The organism is Gilvimarinus sp. 1_MG-2023, from assembly GCF_030548285.1.
The window spans coordinates 1-397 of the sequence record NZ_JAUOSC010000264.1; the positions used below are offsets into that span (position 1 = coordinate 1).

The 397-nt window shown below is 54.2% G+C and carries 1 protein-coding gene; it reads right to left on the reverse strand.

Going from position 1 to position 397, the window contains the following annotated elements; genetic code table 11:
- On the reverse strand, positions 1-288 hold a 288-nt coding region (cas6e, locus tag Q4563_RS16715), incomplete at its 3' end, for a type I-E CRISPR-associated protein Cas6/Cse3/CasE (protein ID WP_303605290.1).
- Positions 289-397: the final 109 nt, after the last annotated feature.

The following is a 397-nucleotide window of genomic DNA, read 5'->3' on the forward strand; positions in this document are numbered from 1 at the left end:
GTCCAGAAAGGAAGCAGCAATGGGTTTGCTGATGACGTCACCATACTGCCCGTCAACTCGTTCCATGGGGGGGCGATCCGATACCATTAATACTTTGCGGCCGTGGAAATCACCACCCTGGTCAGCATATACAATGCCACTTTGAATGTGACTGTGCTTTTCGGCTTCGGTACGTATGTCGGGAAACAGGCTGTAAACCACGCGATGCAGGGAGTACGGATCGGTTATTTTCAAGGCTTTTACTGCTTTGCGGTCGAGATGCAGGGCGCTGGCGTATAGCTCAGTCATGGGGAGCCTCCACCGTGGCTGCGTCGGTCTCCACAACCTTGCGGTAAAAGTCCTGTGCCCAGCGAATTCGGACACGTTCCTGTCCTTGGCCGGCAAACCACAAGAGTTG